The following is a 13231-nucleotide window of genomic DNA, read 5'->3' as shown; positions in this document are numbered from 1 at the left end:
CGCCGGGCGACAAGTCCGGCCATGGAGACGACCGAGTTGGCAGACAAGATCGCCCGCGGCGACCGGCGTGCCCTGGCCCGGGCCATCACCCTGGTCGAAAGCGCGCGCCCCGATCACCGCGCCCAGGCCGCCGAGGTTCTGGCGGCGCTTGACACCACGCGCCAGGCGCTGCGCATCGGGCTGTCGGGCACGCCCGGTGTCGGCAAGTCCACCTTCATCGAAAGCTTCGGCCTGATGCTGACAGGGCAGGGCAAGCGCGTTGCGGTGCTGGCGGTCGACCCCTCCAGCGCGCGCTCGGGCGGGTCGATCCTGGGCGACAAGACGCGGATGGAACAGCTCTCGCGCGACCCCAACGCCTTCATCCGCCCCTCGCCCAGCCAGAGCCAGTTGGGCGGTGTCGCCCGCCGCACCCGCGAGGCCATCGCACTGTGCGAGGGGGCGGGCTTCGACGTGGTGCTGATCGAGACCGTGGGCGTGGGCCAGTCGGAAACGGCCGTGGCCGAGATGTCGGACTTGTTCCTGTTGCTGCTGGCCCCGGCGGGCGGCGACGAATTGCAGGGGGTCAAGCGCGGCATCATGGAGACCTGCGACATGATCCTCGTCAACAAGGCCGATGGCGAGTTGCGCCCACAGGCGATCCGCACCTGTTCGGATTACGCCGGGGCGCTGCGCCTGCTGCGCCGGCGGTCGCAGGACCCCGAGGGATTTCCCAAGGCGCTGACCGTTTCCGCGTTCGAGACCGGCGGGATCGAGGCGGCCTGGGCCGAGATGCGGGCGCTGGCGCAATGGCGCCGCGACACCGGCGTCTGGGACGAACGCCGCGCCGGTCAGGCCCTGTTCTGGTTCCGCGAGGAGGTGCGCGCCGGGCTGCTGGCCGCGCTGGAAGACGACCCGGCCATCGCAGCCCTGCTGGAGGATCTGCAGACCCGCGTCGCCCGGGGCGAACTGCTCCCGGCGCTGGCCGCCGACCAGTTGGTGCAGCGCTTTTGGGGCAAGGGCTAGGGTGATCGGGAAACTGCCCCCGGCGGGTTGACGGCGTCGCGGAATCCGCCTAAGCGGATGCACTGAATTGAGGCCCCGCGCCGCGGCGGGGTCTGTGCCGTTTGAACGAAGGGCTCGCCCGCCCGCAGGGCCCTGTCTGGACAAGGAACAAGAAGATGTCGCGCCGTTGCGAACTGACCGGTAAAGGCCCGCTGACTGGCAACAATGTCAGCCACGCCAACAACAAGACCAAGCGCCGCTACCTGCCCAACCTGCAGGACGTGACGCTGCAGTCCGACGTGCTGGGCCGCAGCTTCCGGTTCCGCGTGTCCTCGGCTGCATTGCGGACCGTCGATCACCGTGGCGGGCTGGACCAGTTCATGGCCAAGGCCAAGGACGAGACACTGTCCGTCGATGCGCTGAAGGTCAAGAAGGACATCCTCAAGGCGCAGGCCACGGCCTGAATCCGCCCGCAAGGATGCAACTGGCCCGGCCGCCGCTGGCGACCAGGCAAACCGTATCGGCGCGGCGCATTGTCCGATACCGGCGCCTCTGTTTCGTGTCTAAGACAAGGGCATGACGTTTCGCCGCGCCATAATCCCGGCGCTACTGGCGCTGCTGGTCGCCTTGACCGCGCAGAATATGGCCGTTGCCCGCGGTCAGCCGCAGGCCGCCGGTCAGATTGAACTCTGCGCCGATGGCCGCATCGTCACTGTTGCCGTGGATCGCCATGGCAACCCCGTCGGCCCGACCCGTATCTGCCCCGACGTGGCGCTTGCGCTGATGGCGGCGCTGGCCGCGCCCGAACCGGGTGCGATACCAGTTGTCCATATCCAGCGTCTGGCGCAGGACCGTGAGTCCACGGACGCGATTTCGCATGTCCACATTCCTGCGCGGGCCCGCGACCCGCCCCTGTCTGCCTGAAACCAGCCTTTTCAGATTTCAACCTTGCGGGGCCGACCCCGCCACCAGACAGGAGAGCAGACATGACGCTCAAATCCGCAACCCTCGGCCTGACGGCCGCACTCGCCCTTGCTCTGCCCGCAGTCGCCGAGGATATCGCGATCGAAGATCCCTACGCCCGCGCCGCCGGGGCCTCGGCCATGGCCGGGGCCGCCTTCATGACGATCCGCAACGACAGCGCCATCGCCGATCGGCTGGTCGCGGCGCAGTCGGACGTGGCCGACCGGGTCGAACTGCACACCCATGTCGCCGATGGCGACGTGATGCGCATGATCGAGGTCGAAGAGGGCTTTGCCATCCCGGCCGGCGAGGCGCACAGCCTCGCGCGCGGGGGCGATCACGTGATGCTCATGGGGCTGCGCCAGCCCTTCGAGCAGGGCGAGACTATCAGCGTGACCCTGACCTTCGAAAACGCCGGCGAGATGACGGTGGAGGTCCCCATCGACAACGAGCGCACCGGCATGGGCATGGACCACGGCGACATGGACCACGGCGACATGGACCATGGCACCGACGGCGACGGCTAGCGCCCGAGAACCTCGTCGACCCAGGCGGGGACAAGGTCACTGGCCGGGCCCGCCCGGCCAGTGTCGAAGGCGCTGGCGCGATCGCCGGGTTCGAGGTTGAGTTCCAGCGTCTCGGCGCCGCTGTCGCGGGCCAGGTCGACGAAACCGGCCGCGGGATAGACCGCCCCGCTCGTGCCCACGGCCACGAACAGATCGCACCGCGCGAGGGCGGCACTGATCCGGTCCAACTGGTGGGGCATCTCGCCGAACCAGACCACATCGGGGCGGGGGGATCCGGCGCCGCAGGCCTGGCAGCCGTCGGCGAGGCGCATGACCTTGGGCGCTGGCCAGCGGTGCCCGCAGGCGCCGCAGAGCGCGCCGAACAGGCTTCCATGCATGTGGATCACCGGGTCGGACCCGGCCCGTTCGTGCAGGTCGTCGATGTTCTGGGTGACCAGTGTTACCTGGTCGCCGTTGTCCTTTTGCAATCTGGCAAGCGCCGCGTGCGCCGGGTTCGGTTTGGCCGCGCAGGCCGCGCGCCGCCGCTGGTTGTAGAAATCCAGCACCAGGGCGGGATCGCGGGCAAAGCCCTCGGGCGTGGCGAGGTCGGCCAGGTCGTGCCGCGCCCAGAGCCCGCCGGCATCGCGAAAGGTGTCCAGCCCGCTCTCCGCCGAAATCCCCGCACCCGTCAGGATGACGATCCGCATTCGCCCTTTCCTTGCCCTCGCTTTTCCGGTTTCCTGTCCGGGGCAACCGGACCGGAGCTGTCGCATGCAGTCTATTCTCTTTGTCTGTCTGGGCAACATCTGCCGCTCGCCCGCGGCCGAGGGCGTGGTACGCCGCCGCCTGCCCGAGTTGATGCTCGACAGCGCGGGCACCGGCGGCTGGCACGTCGGGGCGGCGCCCTACGGCCCGATGCAGGCTGCGGCTCGGGCGCGGGGGTATGACCTGTCCGCCCTGCGCGCGCGGCAGTTCGGACCGGCGGATTTCGCGAACTTCGATATGATCTTCGCCATGGACGACGCCAACATGCGCTATATCGAGGCCCAGCGGCCCCGCGGCAAAACAACGCCGGTCGAGAATTTCGCCGCGTTGGCCGGGGCGGACGCGGTGCCCGACCCCTATTACACCCGCGATTTCGAGGGCTGTCTCGACCTGATCGAGGCTTGCGCGGCGGCGCTCAGCCGCAGGTTCGCCGCGCCGCGCTGACGTAGTCGCGGTAGCGGTCCCAGAAGGCATCGTTGCGCCAGCTGTCCGAGATCTTGACCGCGTGCGCCTCTTCGGGGTCGTCGAAAAACCCGGCGATGCGGCGCGTGTCGCGGCCCGAGAGCGTCTGGTCGGCGACGGCCTGGATGCAGCCGCACAACTGGCGGCCGGCGGCGTCGCGGTCCGAAGCGCGGCAGGCGCTGTAGATCGGCCCGGTGGCAAAGGCCGCGACCGGCGCCTCGCGCGCGTCCGGGTGGCTGCTGCCGCCGCAGGCCGCGAGGCCGAGAGAGAGGCCCCCCAAAAGAAGAAATGCCCGCATGTCGTTCACGCCCTGACTGACTGCCCGTATCATCGGCGCTGCCCGGTTGGCCCGGTATCCCTATGCGCCGTTGCGAAGAGTATGCGCCGGCCCCGGCGATTTTGCAATCGCGCCCTGCGCTCGGGGGTGACAGACCGGCGGGTCTCAGCCGTTGCGCGGTGCGCTTACACCGAAATGGGCCGCGCGCGATGCGGCAGGTCGGCGACCGCGTCGGCGGGCATCTGCGCCGCGCGCAGCCGCGCCTGGATCTCCTCGGGCATGGGCGCAACGCGCGGGCCGGGGTCGCGGGCGACGTGCAGCTGCATCATCTCGGCCACGGCCAGCACCGCCTCGTCCTCGCGCATCACCGACCAGAGGTGGAACCGTTTGGCGTCGTGGTCGAGCAGGCGTGTTTCGACCGTGATTGCCGCCCCGCGCTTGACCTCGCGCAGGAAGTGCTTGTGATCCTCGACCAGGTAGATCGTGCAGCCGCTGCGCGCACGATAGGCCGCGTCCAGCCCGACGGCATCCTGAAAGGCATCGACCGCGTAGCTGAAGACCAGCCCGTAATAGGCGTCGCGCATGTGGTCGTTGTAATCGATCCACTCGGTCCGGACGGTGGTGTGATATTCGAACGGGTCGGTCAAGGCAGGGCGTAGAACCGGGCGGCGGTGTCTTGGAAAACGGCTGTTTGTGCGGTTTGCGGCACGATGGCCTCCTGGGCGGTCACGATGGCGGCATAGTCGGAATACAACGAATCCACCGGGAAATTCGACCCGAACATGCAGCGGTCGGGTCCGAATTGGTCAAGGCAGGTCTCGATCACCGGGCGCAGGCTGTCCCGGGTCCAGGCGTGATCGAACATGCCCAAGCCCGACAGCTTGCAGGTGACCTGTGGGCGATCCGACAACAGCCGCAACTGGTCGGCCCAGGCGCGCAGGCCGGCCGGGCTGCGGTCATGCGGGCTGCCCGCGTGGCACAGGGCAACGGGCGTGTCCGGCGCGCGGTCGAGCACCCGCGCCATGCCCGCGTAGAGCTCGGGGATCAGTTGCAGATCGAAGGACAGACCGCGCGTGCCGAGGGTGCGCAGCCCCACGGCAAAGGCCGGGTCGTCCAGCAGGGCGTTGGTGCCGGTTGCCGCGTCCTCGTCCGGTGCGCGGCCGACGATCTGGCGGACGCCTCGGACGCTCGGCAGGGTTTGCAAGCGGTCGAGGTGGTCCTCGTGCGCCTGGTCGGTCAGGTCGCAAAAGGCCACCTGTGCCAGCGGCCAGTCGGGCGCGGCATCGGCGACGGCCTGGACCCATTGCGCCTCGGCCCAGCCGTCCGCGGCCCCGACCTGGATATGCACCGAGGCGTCGAATCCGGCGGCATCGCGGCGGAACTCTTCCAGCAGGTAGTCGCGCTGGATCGGGCCGGGGTCGCCGAAAAACCGCGTGACGCCCCGCGCCATGAGCCACGGGTAATGCACCGCCGCGAGATCCCAGAGGTGATGATGCGCGTCGATCCTCATGCCCCGATCTCCGTCGTGCGTGCCAGGATGTCCACGCCCTGGGTCTTCCAGAAGTGCAGCAGGTCCACGAAGACCCAGTTTTCGGCGAGCTTGTCGCCGTCGCGCCGGTAGATATCGATGATGCGAAACTCGCCGGGCGCGCCGGTGGCGGGCATGCCCATGAATCCGCCCGTGGGCCGGGCGGTGAAGTTGGCCCAGCCGAAGAAACCGCCGTAATGCCCCTCGGCCAGCCGGCACAGGTGCGTCGTCTTTGACCGGTCGGTGAAGGCGGACCGGAAAACGCCCGAGTGCTGCTGCGCGTAGCGGTCGATCGTGTAGGTGGCCCCGATACCGGTCGGCCCCCACCAGACCATGTCGTCATGCCAGGTGCGGGCCAGTTCCTCGTGCAGGTCCAGCCCCGAGTTCCACTGCCCCAGATCGGCGACCATGGCGTTGATGAGGGCGAGAGTCGCCGCGCCCTCTTCGGGCGGCCGGGCGGTGGTCAAAAGCCCGTCGTGCGTCATCGGCCCGGGCTGGACAAGCTCGGCGCCGGTCTGCGGCGGAAACGGATTCTGGCCGGCCTGCACCATCAGGTGCGGAATGTCGAAATACATCGCCGTCTCGGCGATGCGGCCGTTTTCGACGCGGTTGAACTCGCAATAGCGCAGCATGGCGATCTTGCGGGTGGGGCGGATGCCCAGCCAGGGCGCGTCGAAAAGCCCCATCAGGTGGCCCATGGAGACGACCCAAGTGCTGGCGTGGCCGTCGACCTCGTTCGTGCCCGCAAGGAAGACGTCTTGCCGCCGCTGCAGCCGGGTCAGCGCCGTCTTGAGCGGGGCCCAGAAGGTTTCGGCCACCGTCTGCGGCCCGGTCAGCTCGCCGAAGGGGTGGAACCCGCGCCAGCGATACCCGGGGGTGGTGCAGTCTGCCAGAACCTGCGCCTCCGAATCGGGGTCGGCGGTGTCGAGGGCTGCGTGATATGCCTGCACGGTGTCCTTCTCTGCCTGAAAATCTGCCATGGTGGCGGTATCTTGTCCTGTTTGTTGCATGCGTTTGCACAAAGAGCTTGCCGAAAGCGGCCCCGAGAGTCTAGGCTTCCTGCAAACGTATGCAAAAATACGTGCATCCACAGAGGAGGGGCCCCATGGCCGAAATCCAGCTGCACGGCGTGACGAAGCGCTGGGGCAATTTCGTCGGGGTCGACAATTTCGACCTGACGATCGCGGATCGGGAATTCCTGGTGCTGCTGGGGCCCTCGGGCTGCGGCAAGACGACGACCATGCGCATGATCGCCGGGCTGGAGGACCCAACCGACGGCGAGATCACCGTCGGCGGCCGGGTCATCAATGACCTGGAGCCCAAGGACCGCGACGTGGCCATGGTGTTCCAGTCCTACGCGCTCTATCCCAATCTGAACGTCTACGAGAACATCCGCTTTCCGCTGCGGGTGCGCGGCACCGACCCCGCCCACCACGAGCAACGGGTCATGCGCGCCAGCGCCATGGTGGAACTGGACGATTTCCTGCACCGCAAGCCCTCGGAACTCTCGGGCGGCCAGCGCCAGCGCGTGGCGCTCGCCCGCGCCATCGTCCGCGAGCCCAACGTCTTCCTGATGGACGAGCCGCTGTCGAACCTCGATGCCAAGCTGCGGGTCAGCACCCGCGCGCAGATCAAGAACCTCAGTCACGAACTGGCGGTGACGACGATCTATGTCACCCACGACCAGATCGAGGCGATGACGCTGGCCGATCGCGTCGTGGTCATGGAAAAGGGCATCGTCCAGCAGGTCGGCAGCCCGACCGAGATTTACGACCGGCCGGCCAACACCTTTGTCGCCGGCTTCATCGGCTCGCCCGCCATGAACCTGATCGAGGGCGACTGCGCGGGCGGCGTTTTCACCACCGACAGCACCCGGATCGCGGGTCTCGACGTGGCCGACGGGCCGGTGACGCTCGGGTTCCGGGCCGAGGACGCCGAGGTGCGCCCCGGCGAGGGCGGACAGATCACCGCGCCGATCTACACTCTCGAATTGCTGGGCGATGCCACAATGGTCAGCGTCCGCCTCGGCGGGGTTCTGGTCGCGGCCAAGGCCGACAAGACCTTCCGCGCCGAGATCGGCGACATGGTCACGATCCATGTCCCGCAAGAGCATTGCCACCTGTTCGATACCCGGACGGGTGAGCGTATCGGGGGCTGAGGCCCTCAACACCGACCGGGCTGCGACTGCAGCGCGGCCCGCAACAGACCAGGGAGACACTCCGCATGAAACTCAAGACCATCCTGATGGCCGGGGCCATGAGCGCGGTCGCCAGCGCCGGCGCCGCCGAATGTGCCTTTGAAAACGAGGTGCCGCTGCGCTCGCTCACCGCCGGGTTCGAGGCCTGGAAAGCCGTCACCGACAACATGGCCGAGTGCGGCAACTTCGAGGCCAACCTCGACCAGGAATTCCGCGAGAAGCAGCCCGAGGCCTTCGCCGCCGACCCGTCGCTCTATCACATCGGTGGTGTGGCCAACTCGACCATGATCCCGCTGCTGAATGCCGGCACGATCCGCCCGCTCAATGACCTGGTCGAGGAATACGGCCAGCACCTGAGCCCGAACCAGCTGATCACCGTGGACGGCGACATCATGGCCATCGCCATGATGGTGAACAACCAGCACCTGATGTATCGCGAGGACATCCTGAACGACCTCGACCTCGAGGTGCCCACCACCTATGACGAGATGCTCGAGGCCGCCGCGGTCATCCAGGAGGCCGACGTCGTCGAGTATCCGCTGGGCGGCACCTTCGCCTCGGGCTGGAACCTGGGCGAGGAATTCGTGAACATGTTCCTCGCGCATGGCGGCGATTTCGTGGACGACAACAACATGCCCACGATCAACAACGAGATGGGCATCGCCTCGCTGGAAAAGCTCAAGGCGGCGACCCAATACATGGATCCCGAATACCTCGCCGCCGATTCGACCTACGTCCAGCAGCAGTTCCAGCAGGGCCAGATCGCCATGGCCAACCTCTGGGCCAGCCGCGCGGGCGCGATGGACGACCCCGAGGAAAGCCAGGTCGTGGGCAAGGTCACGATGGCCTCGGCCCCGATGGGTCCCGAGGCGCCCGTGTCCTCGATCTGGTGGGACGGCATCGTGATCGCCTCCAACATCACCGATGAAGAGGCCGAGGCCGCTTTCCGCGTCGCCATGGAGGGCATTGACACCGAGACCGTGCAGGAAAGCCCCGAGGCCGCGGTCTGGCTGATCGACGGCTACGAGCCGGGTGATCTCGCCGCCGGTGCCGCCGCCACCGCGGCCAACGGCGCGCGGCCCTATCCGGCCTCCTCGGCCATGGGGATCATGCACAGCGTGCTGGGCAACGGGATCGCCCCCTACCTGAACGGCAACAAGGATGCCGAGACCACGCTGGCCGACATCGAGGCGGCCTACATGACCTCGGCCGAAGAGGCCGGCCTGGTCGAGTGACCCCCGACCGGAGCGGGGCCGCCATCGCGCGGCCCCGCGCCACCGGCTTGCCCCGGCTTGCCCCGACGCGGGCCAAATTGGACAAGCCGCCCAGATCGACCCGCCACGCCGGGCCCCGAACCGGAGAGGACCCATGAAGCCCAAAGTGTTCGCCGCCTTCGTCGGCCCGTCCATCTTCATGATGCTGCTGTTCATCGCCTTTCCGCTGGTGTCGGTCTTCTGGAACAGTTTCGTCGTCACCCAGCCGGTCTACGAGACCGTCGAGGTCGAGAACTGCACCGCCGGGTTCCTGGAACAGACCTGCACCACCGAGATGGAAACCCGCCCCGTTCTGGACGAAAGCGGCGAGATCCGGCGCCAGACCGAGTTCGTGGGTTTTCAGACCTATCAGAACGTCCTCGAGATGGGCCGCTTCTGGGAGGCCGTGAAGGACCGCTCCTGGACCGCGTTGCAGAACATCGACTTCTGGAAGGCGTTGCGCTTCACGCTGATGTTCACGCTGGTCACGCTGCCGCTGGTGCTGGGGGTGGGCCTGGCGATCGCGCTGGTCATCAACAACGCCTCGCAAAAGATCAAGGGGCCGGTGATCTTCCTGTCGCTGCTGCCATTCATCATCACGCCAGTGATCGGGGCGCTGTCGATCAACTGGCTGTTCCGCGGCGACGGCATCCTGACCGCGTTTCTGGAATGGTGGCTGGAACAGGACCTGGCCCTCTTCGCACAGGCCTGGACCATCGAGCTGATGATGATGTTCTACCGTGTCTGGCACGTCGCGCCCTTTGCCGCGATCGTGTTCTACGCCGGGCTTCAGACCGTCAACCAGGACAGCCTCGAAAGCGCGGTGATCGACGGGGCCAGCCGCTGGCAGCGGCTGCGCCTGATCGTGATCCCGCATCTCGCGCCGCTGCTGATCTTCGTGGCGATGATCCACCTGATGGACACCTACCGCGTCTTCGAGGAGGTCGTCGGCTTCCGCGCCGAGGGCTACGTGATCTCGCTGCAGTGGCTCACCTACGATTTCCTGACCCCCGACCAGGCGGGGAACCGCTCGATCAGCCGCGCCTCGGCCTCGGCCATGCTGACGATGATCGGGATCGCCATCCTGCTGGTGCCGCTGCTCAAGCGCACCTGGCGTGACCACAAGGGGAGCCACTGATGACCGCGAAAGCCCTGCGCCAACCCGCCTCGCTGCGCATCGTGTCAGGGGCGTTCCTCGCCTTCTGGTGCCTGATCGCCGCCTTTCCCATCGCCTGGATCGCGGTGATGAGCTTCAAGTCGCCGGTGGACGCCTTCGACTCAAACCCTCTAAACGTGATCTTCGGGCCGGCCACCCGCGCCGACGGCTCGGGCTGGTCGATCCTCGAGATCGGGCTGGGCCTTGCGGTGATCTGGGTCACGGCGCGGTTGACCGTGCGCCGGGCACCGCCGCTGGTGGCCAGCTACAGCCCCGGCGGCTACGTCGCGCTGGGCTGGATCGTGGCGGCGGTGCTGATCGGGCTTGGCTTCGTGCTGGTCTTCTTCGGGCTGCTGCCGCTGGTCACGGATCTTCTCAACCCGATCCTCGGCCCGCTCGGGCGCGACATCATCGGGGCCACGACCGAGCACTACCAGACCGTCTGGATCGAGCGCGGCTTCATCGACAATTTCCGCAACTCGCTGATCGTGACCACCGGGGTGGTGACCATTTCGCTGACCGTGGGCACGCTGGCGGGCTACGGCCTGGCGCGGTCGGGTTCGACGCTGGCCTTCTGGATCCTGATCATCGCGCTGATCTTCCGCTCGCTGCCGCATTCGGTGCTGGTGGCAGGTTACCTGCCGGTCTTCATCAACTCGGCCGAGTGGCTGGCGCCGATCCTGGGCGAGAACGCGCCCACGCTCTACGGCAAGCCGGCGGCGGTGATCGCGGTGCTGGTGGCGATAAACCAGCCCTTCACCATCTGGATGCTGCGCAGTTTCTTCGCCAACATCCCCGCCGACCTGGACGAGGCCGCGCGCGTCGATGGCTGTTCGCATTTCAAGGCCTTCCGGCTGGTCATCATGCCGGTCATGTGGCCCGGCGTCATCACCACGGGGCTGTTCAGCTTCCTGCTGGCCTACAACGACTTTCTCGTGACCTCGCTGCTGCTGGATGCCTCGAACCAGACCATGGTTCCGGCCATCGCGGGCATGTTCAACCGCGAGACCACGACGACCGACCAGGTGGTTGCCGTGGCCGCGGCCGTGTCGATCACCGCGCCGCTGTTCCTGCTGGTCATGGTGTTCCAGCGCCAGATCGTCAGCGGGCTGACCGCCGGGGCGGTGAAGGGATGAGCCGCACCTTTCGTCACGCGGCGACGGGTCGGCACCCGGCGCTGAACCGGATGCCGCGGGACTTCCTGTCGGAGGAGGGCGTCACCCATCACGCCGCCTTCTATCCGACCCCACAGGAGTGACCCGATGAGAGGTTCCCGCCCCGAACAGGCCGTGCTGACCCGCGACACGGACCTGCGCAAGACCGACGAGACCCGCGCCGTGATCGAGGGCATGGTCAACGGTCTGAACGATCACCGCATCGACGATATCGGCCAGTTCTTCGCCGAAAACTTCCGCTGGAGGGGCAATCAGGGCTGCGGCACCAAGACGGGCCTGCGCGAATTTCAGGACAACTGGCAGCGCCCCTTCCAGGCCGCCTTTTCCGACAAGGTCTGCGTCGACGAGGCGCGGCTTTACATGGGCGAATGGGCCGCCGCCTTCGGCCGGCAGGAGGCGACGCATTCGGGTACCTTCATGGGGGTCGCCCCTTCCGGCAAGCGGGTCGAGATCCGCTACATGGATTTCTGGAAGGTAGAGGACGGCAAGATCACCGAAAACCGGGTCATGGTCGATTTCCCGCATGTGCTTGCCCAGCTGGGCGTGGATGTCTTCGACGGCCAGGGCTGGGAACGATTTGACCGGGGCGAGGTCACCCCGCCCCAACCGCAAGAGCAAGGTTGAAAGACATGAGAATCGAACACCTTAAGAAAAGCAAACCCGAGGCCGAGCGCCTCGAGGATGACACCAAGGTCCGCACGGCGGTCGAAGGCACGCTGCGCGATATCGAGACACGCGGCGATGCGGCCGTGCGCGAGCTGTCCGAAAAATTCGACGGCTACACGCCCGAGAGCTTCCGCCTGACACAATCCGAGATCGAGGCGGCCATGCAGAAGGTCAGCGCGCGCGAGATGGAGGATATCAAGTTTGCGCAGGACCAGATCCGCCGCTTTGCCGAGGCGCAGCGCGCCAGCATGACCGATATCGAGGTCGAGACCCTGCCGGGCGTCGTGCTGGGGCACAAGAATATCCCCGTGCAATCGGTGGGCTGCTACGTGCCCGGCGGCAAGTTTCCCATGGTCGCCAGCGCGCACATGTCGGTGCTGACGGCCAGCGTGGCCGGCGTGCCGCGCATCGTGGCCAGCGCCCCGCCGGTGAACGGGGAGCCGCACCCGGCCATCGTCGCGGCGATGCACATGGGCGGGGCGCACGAGATCCTTTGCCTCGGCGGTATCCAGGCCGTGGGGGCGATGGCCATCGGCACCGAGAGCCTCGACCCGGTCCATATGCTTGTCGGCCCGGGCAACGCCTTCGTGGCCGAGGCCAAGCGGCAGCTCTTCGGGCGCGTCGGCATCGATCTTTTCGCCGGGCCGACCGAGACCATGGTGATCGCCGACGACAGCGTCGATGCCGAGCTCTGCGCCACCGACCTGCTTGGCCAGGCCGAGCACGGGTTCAACTCGCCCGCCTGCCTGATCACCAACAGCCGCAAGCTGGCCGAGGACACGCTGGCCGAGGTGGACCGCCTGCTGGCTATCCTGCCCACGGCCGAGACCGCCGCCGTGTCCTGGCGCGACTACGGCGACGTGATCTTGTGCGAGGGCTACGACGAGATGCTGCAGGTGGCCAACGACATGGCCTATGAACACGTCCAGGTCATGACCGACCGCGACGACTGGTTCCTCGAGCACATGCACAGCTACGGCGCACTGTTCCTGGGGCCGCGCACCAACGTGGCCAACGGCGACAAGGTGATCGGCACCAACCACACCCTGCCGACCAAGAAGGCGGGGCGCTATACCGGCGGGCTCTGGGTGGGCAAGTTCCTGAAGACCCACAGCTACCAGAAGGTCACGAGCGACGCGGCCGCGGCGCAGGTCGGGGAATACGGCTCGCGGCTGTGCATGCTCGAAGGGTTTGTCGGCCACGCCGAACAGTGCAACATCCGCGTGCGCCGCTATGGCGGGCGCAACGTCGCCTACGGCACGGCTGTGGAATGAGCGGTCGACGCGCCGGCGGCGCGCCGAT

The 13231-nt window shown here is 67.3% G+C and carries 17 protein-coding genes; 11 read left to right on the top strand and 6 right to left on the bottom strand.

The features are described 5' to 3' along the window. Window positions 1-21: 21 nt before the first annotated feature. Complete coding sequence (meaB, locus tag BU124_RS07900; RefSeq protein ID WP_084862423.1) at window positions 22-1002, top strand: methylmalonyl Co-A mutase-associated GTPase MeaB; 981 nt, start codon at window positions 22-24, stop codon at window positions 1000-1002. 155 nt (window positions 1003-1157) lie between these two features. Continuing rightward, entirely contained in the window at window positions 1158-1445 is a 288-nt protein-coding gene (gene rpmB, locus BU124_RS07895) for a 50S ribosomal protein L28 (protein ID WP_084862421.1), read from the top strand. Between the two features lie 142 nt (window positions 1446-1587). On the opposite strand, the gene BU124_RS07890 is transcribed toward rpmB, so the two are convergent. Then, the gene (locus tag BU124_RS07890) at window positions 1588-1860 is read right to left on the bottom strand and encodes a hypothetical protein (protein WP_084862418.1); all 273 of its coding nucleotides are present in this window, start codon (window positions 1858-1860) and stop codon (window positions 1588-1590) included. 107 nt (window positions 1861-1967) lie between these two features. Between BU124_RS07890 and BU124_RS07885 the strand changes: the two genes are divergently transcribed. Continuing rightward, on the top strand, window positions 1968-2471 hold the full coding sequence (locus BU124_RS07885) for a copper chaperone PCu(A)C (protein ID WP_084862416.1): 504 nt from the start codon (window positions 1968-1970) through the stop codon (window positions 2469-2471). On the opposite strand, the gene BU124_RS07880 is transcribed toward BU124_RS07885, so the two are convergent. Then, a complete protein-coding gene (locus BU124_RS07880; RefSeq protein ID WP_084862414.1) occupies window positions 2468-3157 on the bottom strand; it encodes an NAD-dependent deacylase in 690 nt (229 codons plus the stop codon). The two genes, BU124_RS07885 and BU124_RS07880, sit on opposite strands and share 4 nt — an antisense overlap. Window positions 3158-3221: 64 nt before the next feature. Here BU124_RS07880 and BU124_RS07875 point away from each other — a divergent pair, with 64 nt between their 5' ends. Continuing rightward, the gene (locus BU124_RS07875; protein WP_084862412.1) at window positions 3222-3659 is read left to right on the top strand and encodes a low molecular weight protein-tyrosine-phosphatase; all 438 of its coding nucleotides are present in this window, start codon (window positions 3222-3224) and stop codon (window positions 3657-3659) included. Here BU124_RS07875 and BU124_RS07870 read toward each other — a convergent pair. The 4 genes from BU124_RS07870 to BU124_RS07855 all read right to left on the bottom strand — a co-directional run bounded on the left by BU124_RS07870 (window position 3631) and on the right by BU124_RS07855 (window position 6462). After that, window positions 3631-3975 carry a hypothetical protein gene (locus BU124_RS07870; protein WP_084862410.1) on the bottom strand — a complete coding sequence of 115 codons (345 nt, stop codon included), beginning with the start codon at window positions 3973-3975 and terminating at the stop codon, window positions 3631-3633. The two genes, BU124_RS07875 and BU124_RS07870, sit on opposite strands and share 29 nt — an antisense overlap. Before the next feature lie 164 nt (window positions 3976-4139). Next, on the bottom strand, window positions 4140-4601 hold the full coding sequence (locus tag BU124_RS07865; protein ID WP_218775100.1) for a thioesterase family protein: 462 nt from the start codon (window positions 4599-4601) through the stop codon (window positions 4140-4142). After that, entirely contained in the window at window positions 4598-5464 is an 867-nt protein-coding gene (locus tag BU124_RS07860; protein ID WP_084862408.1) for an amidohydrolase family protein, read from the bottom strand. Before BU124_RS07860 ends, BU124_RS07865 begins: the two co-directional genes overlap by 4 nt. Then, window positions 5461-6462: a nuclear transport factor 2 family protein gene (locus BU124_RS07855; RefSeq protein WP_084862406.1), complete on the bottom strand. Its 1002-nt coding sequence runs from the start codon at window positions 6460-6462 to the stop codon at window positions 5461-5463. Before BU124_RS07855 ends, BU124_RS07860 begins: the two co-directional genes overlap by 4 nt. A gap of 125 nt (window positions 6463-6587) precedes the next feature. Here BU124_RS07855 and BU124_RS07850 point away from each other — a divergent pair, with 125 nt between their 5' ends. From BU124_RS07850 to hisD, 7 genes are all read left to right on the top strand, one after another. Beyond that, on the top strand, window positions 6588-7640 hold the full coding sequence (locus tag BU124_RS07850; protein WP_084862404.1) for an ABC transporter ATP-binding protein: 1053 nt from the start codon (window positions 6588-6590) through the stop codon (window positions 7638-7640). A gap of 65 nt (window positions 7641-7705) precedes the next feature. Continuing rightward, on the top strand, window positions 7706-8914 hold the full coding sequence (locus tag BU124_RS07845; protein ID WP_084862402.1) for an ABC transporter substrate-binding protein: 1209 nt from the start codon (window positions 7706-7708) through the stop codon (window positions 8912-8914). Between the two features lie 133 nt (window positions 8915-9047). Beyond that, on the top strand, window positions 9048-10070 hold the full coding sequence (locus BU124_RS07840; RefSeq protein ID WP_084862400.1) for a carbohydrate ABC transporter permease: 1023 nt from the start codon (window positions 9048-9050) through the stop codon (window positions 10068-10070). Then, complete coding sequence (locus BU124_RS07835; protein ID WP_179141884.1) at window positions 10070-11224, top strand: carbohydrate ABC transporter permease; 1155 nt, start codon at window positions 10070-10072, stop codon at window positions 11222-11224. The genes BU124_RS07840 and BU124_RS07835 overlap by 1 nt, the downstream gene beginning before the upstream one ends. Beyond that, on the top strand, window positions 11221-11346 hold the full coding sequence (locus BU124_RS15135) for a hypothetical protein (protein ID WP_281250898.1): 126 nt from the start codon (window positions 11221-11223) through the stop codon (window positions 11344-11346). The genes BU124_RS07835 and BU124_RS15135 overlap by 4 nt, the downstream gene beginning before the upstream one ends. Window positions 11347-11350: 4 nt before the next feature. After that, on the top strand, window positions 11351-11887 hold the full coding sequence (locus BU124_RS07830) for an ester cyclase (protein WP_084862396.1): 537 nt from the start codon (window positions 11351-11353) through the stop codon (window positions 11885-11887). A 5-nt stretch (window positions 11888-11892) separates the two neighbouring features. Next, a complete protein-coding gene (gene hisD, locus BU124_RS07825; protein ID WP_084862394.1) occupies window positions 11893-13203 on the top strand; it encodes a histidinol dehydrogenase in 1311 nt (436 codons plus the stop codon). Window positions 13204-13231 lie beyond the last annotated feature (28 nt).

It is taken from the genome of Salibaculum halophilum (assembly GCF_002094885.1).
GTDB classification, from domain to species: Bacteria; Pseudomonadota; Alphaproteobacteria; order Rhodobacterales; family Rhodobacteraceae; genus Salibaculum; species Salibaculum halophilum.
This window is presented reverse-complemented; position numbering and strand designations above follow the sequence as displayed.

Coding starts and splice junctions, on each gene's coding strand:
- meaB (WP_084862423.1), top strand. CDS start 22: ATGGAGACGACCGAGTTGGCAGACAAGATCGCCCGCGGCGACCGGCGT.
- rpmB (WP_084862421.1), top strand. CDS start 1,158: ATGTCGCGCCGTTGCGAACTGACCGGTAAAGGCCCGCTGACTGGCAAC.
- BU124_RS07890 (WP_084862418.1), bottom strand. CDS start 1,860: ATGCGAAATCGCGTCCGTGGACTCACGGTCCTGCGCCAGACGCTGGAT.
- BU124_RS07885 (WP_084862416.1), top strand. CDS start 1,968: ATGACGCTCAAATCCGCAACCCTCGGCCTGACGGCCGCACTCGCCCTT.
- BU124_RS07880 (WP_084862414.1), bottom strand. CDS start 3,157: ATGCGGATCGTCATCCTGACGGGTGCGGGGATTTCGGCGGAGAGCGGG.
- BU124_RS07875 (WP_084862412.1), top strand. CDS start 3,222: ATGCAGTCTATTCTCTTTGTCTGTCTGGGCAACATCTGCCGCTCGCCC.
- BU124_RS07870 (WP_084862410.1), bottom strand. CDS start 3,975: ATGCGGGCATTTCTTCTTTTGGGGGGCCTCTCTCTCGGCCTCGCGGCC.
- BU124_RS07860 (WP_084862408.1), bottom strand. CDS start 5,464: ATGAGGATCGACGCGCATCATCACCTCTGGGATCTCGCGGCGGTGCAT.
- BU124_RS07855 (WP_084862406.1), bottom strand. CDS start 6,462: ATGGCAGATTTTCAGGCAGAGAAGGACACCGTGCAGGCATATCACGCA.
- BU124_RS07850 (WP_084862404.1), top strand. CDS start 6,588: ATGGCCGAAATCCAGCTGCACGGCGTGACGAAGCGCTGGGGCAATTTC.
- BU124_RS07845 (WP_084862402.1), top strand. CDS start 7,706: ATGAAACTCAAGACCATCCTGATGGCCGGGGCCATGAGCGCGGTCGCC.
- BU124_RS07840 (WP_084862400.1), top strand. CDS start 9,048: ATGAAGCCCAAAGTGTTCGCCGCCTTCGTCGGCCCGTCCATCTTCATG.
- BU124_RS07835 (WP_179141884.1), top strand. CDS start 10,070: ATGACCGCGAAAGCCCTGCGCCAACCCGCCTCGCTGCGCATCGTGTCA.
- BU124_RS15135 (WP_281250898.1), top strand. CDS start 11,221: ATGAGCCGCACCTTTCGTCACGCGGCGACGGGTCGGCACCCGGCGCTG.
- BU124_RS07830 (WP_084862396.1), top strand. CDS start 11,351: ATGAGAGGTTCCCGCCCCGAACAGGCCGTGCTGACCCGCGACACGGAC.
- hisD (WP_084862394.1), top strand. CDS start 11,893: ATGAGAATCGAACACCTTAAGAAAAGCAAACCCGAGGCCGAGCGCCTC.